Here is a 2,582-nt window from a genome sequence, read left to right on the forward strand (position 1 = left end):
CTCGCCGCCGGCGCCAAGCTGCCCCTGACCGGCCACCAGCAAGATCCGCTCAACCGCGACTGGCTGCTCACCGGCATCGTCCACACCGGCAAACAGCCCCAGGCCCTGGAAGAGGAGGGCGGCTCCGAGCCGACCAGCTACGGCAACACCTTCACCGCCATGCCCGCCGACCGCACCTGGCGGCTCCATCCAACGGCGGTGGAGCGGCCCTTGATGGACGGTCCCCAGATGGCCATCGTCACCGGCCCGGCAGGGGAGGAGATCCACTGCGACGAACACGGCCGGGTCAAGGTCCGTTTCCCCTGGGATCGGCGCCTGCGGCCAGGCGAGGTAGAAAGTGCGGAGAATGACGAACACAGCAGCGCCTGGCTCCGCGTCAGTCAGGGCTGGGCCGGCGGCCAGTACGGTTTCATGGCCCTGCCAAGGATTGGCCATGAGGTCATCGTCAGCTTCCTCGACGGCGACCCGGACCAGCCGATCATCACCGGGCGCACCTACCACGCCACCAACACACCGCCCTACGCACTGCCGGAGCACAAAACCCGCACGGTGCTGAAAACCCAGACCCACAAGGGCGAGGGCAGCAACGAACTGCGTTTCGAGGACGAGGCCGGCCAGGAGCAGATCTATGTTCATGCCCAGAAGGACCTGGACCTGCTCACCGAAAACGACCGCACCGAGGTGATCAAGCACGACAGTCACCTGACGGTCGAAAATGACAGAGTCGGCCATATCCAGGCCAACGACCACCTCACCGTGGACGGCGAACGGCGGGAATCCGTCGGCGGCGACGCCAGTGAGACCATCGGCGGCACCTTCCACCAGAAGACCGCCCAGGCCACCCTCAGCGAAGCCGGCACCGAGGTGCACCACAAGGCCGGCGCCAAGGTCGTCATGGACGCCGGCGCAGAACTGACCATCGCCGCCGGCGGCAGCTTCCTCAAACTCGACCCCAGCGGCGTCACCCTGTCCGGGCCGACGTTGAAGATCAATTCCGGCGGCGCGCCGGGGAGTGGCTCGGGGCAGAGTGTACAGGTGCCAGGGATGCCTGGAACGGTGGATAGGAACGGCGGTGCCGTAGCGCTGGTGACAACGGCGGAGGTATCGGTAAGACCTATCGGAAAGCGGGACAAAACGATCGAGTTGCTGGAACTTGCGGCTGTGGAGGATCTGGCTCTGGTCAACAAATGTATGGAGCAGCCCGATGGCAGCTGCCCACTCAAGCACTGCCCTTGTACGGGGGGCGGACAATGATCAAGCGTCGTCCTGAGGACATCAAGTTTGAGCCCTCACTCAATTGGTTTGCTGTGCTTGAAGGGGCGCACCCTGCCTATGACACCCGTGAACTTATGTATCGCCACATCGCGGATCCAGAGTGGGTTCCCCTTTTTCAAGGCACTGAATATGAAGCCCTGGCAAAGGCCAGCCCCATCTTGTTGAAGTTGGACGAGCCTCAAGGCTGGCATACAGCGTGGTCCCGGAGTTTTCCCGGCCTGGCAGGCTCTTACCTGGCAACTGAGTTGAGCCAGGACCGCGTGGCGAGACATCTGCAAACGTTGGTGTCCGTTAACGTGGAGGGTGGCACGGAAGCCATCTTCCGCTTTCACGATTCCTGGATCATGAGCGCGCTCTATCCTTCGCTGACCGATATCGAAAAGGGAAGGTTTCATGGCCCAATCAACAAATGGTTGTGGCTCCTGGGAAACGATGTGGGTGAAAGCGATTTCAGGAAACCGAACCCAGAGGATGAGTACCCTTTGGAGCCTGGTTGGTTAAACCTGGACAGGGCCAATCAGGAAGCCATCTTCAGCGGGATTGTTGCCAAACGGAATTGGAAGGAGGTTCAGGCATGACCGATATAGGAGAGATTACTGCGGGTACTCCCTGCAAAGAACCTGAACGACTTTACGTTGAAGTGGCGGGCACGGACATTCATCCAGGTCACGGACTTGTGCTGGAGAAAAACGGTAGAGTCGTTAATGCGCTCACCATGGCGCAGAAGCAATGGCACCAGCGTTACGAATGCGACTACACGGTCGACCGTGCGGAGCGTTTTGATCATACCCTGACAATGACCATCGAAACCGAGCAGGGAGGGCAACTGCGACTGCCCCTGCTCGACGATGTGCAACCAACCCGGCTTACCGCCCGCACCCAGCCCAACCTGTTGTTTCCTGTCTATCCACTGGCAAGCTTGCCCTGGGTGGATGGAGAGCGGGGACACGCACTGCTACGCCCGGGTTACCTGTACGTGTTCTGGAAGGGCATTCTCTGGCGGGAACTCCAAACAGACGAAAATGGCAAGCTCAGGGATGTTGACCTGGCCCATTGGCGAGAGCGGGCCAAGCTGGCTACCACGCCCGAGGACCGGGTCAGCCTGGATGACCGACCTGCCGTGAGTGTCGCCCTGGACACGCTTTGGGTCCCGGCCCGCTTCCAGGGGATTGCCCGGGCCGAATGGACCATTGGCGACGTCGAACTGGCCTGGTCGGAACAGCAGTGGAGCTGGGACTACATCGAGTCACTGGAATCCGGCCAGGATATCATTCACCTGCCTGCCAGCTACCGGGAACTGACGGGCA

Annotated in this window: 2 protein-coding genes and 1 pseudogene; all 3 read left to right on the plus strand. The window is 61.3% G+C overall.

Going from position 1 to position 2,582, the window contains the following annotated elements:
- Positions 1–1,254 (plus strand): type VI secretion system Vgr family protein (locus tag R3175_RS18050; protein ID WP_318945733.1); only part of this gene is annotated, 1,254 nt, incomplete at its 5' end.
- Complete coding sequence (locus R3175_RS18055; RefSeq protein WP_318945734.1) at positions 1,251–1,853, plus strand: DUF4123 domain-containing protein; 603 nt, start codon at positions 1,251–1,253, stop codon at positions 1,851–1,853. The genes R3175_RS18050 and R3175_RS18055, both read left to right, overlap by 4 nt.
- Positions 1,850–2,582 (plus strand): annotated as a pseudogene (locus R3175_RS18060) (hypothetical protein); the annotation flags it as partial. The gene R3175_RS18055 and the pseudogene R3175_RS18060, both read left to right, overlap by 4 nt.

The organism is Marinobacter sp. (assembly GCF_033722735.1).
Lineage (GTDB): Bacteria > Pseudomonadota > Gammaproteobacteria > Pseudomonadales > Oleiphilaceae > Marinobacter.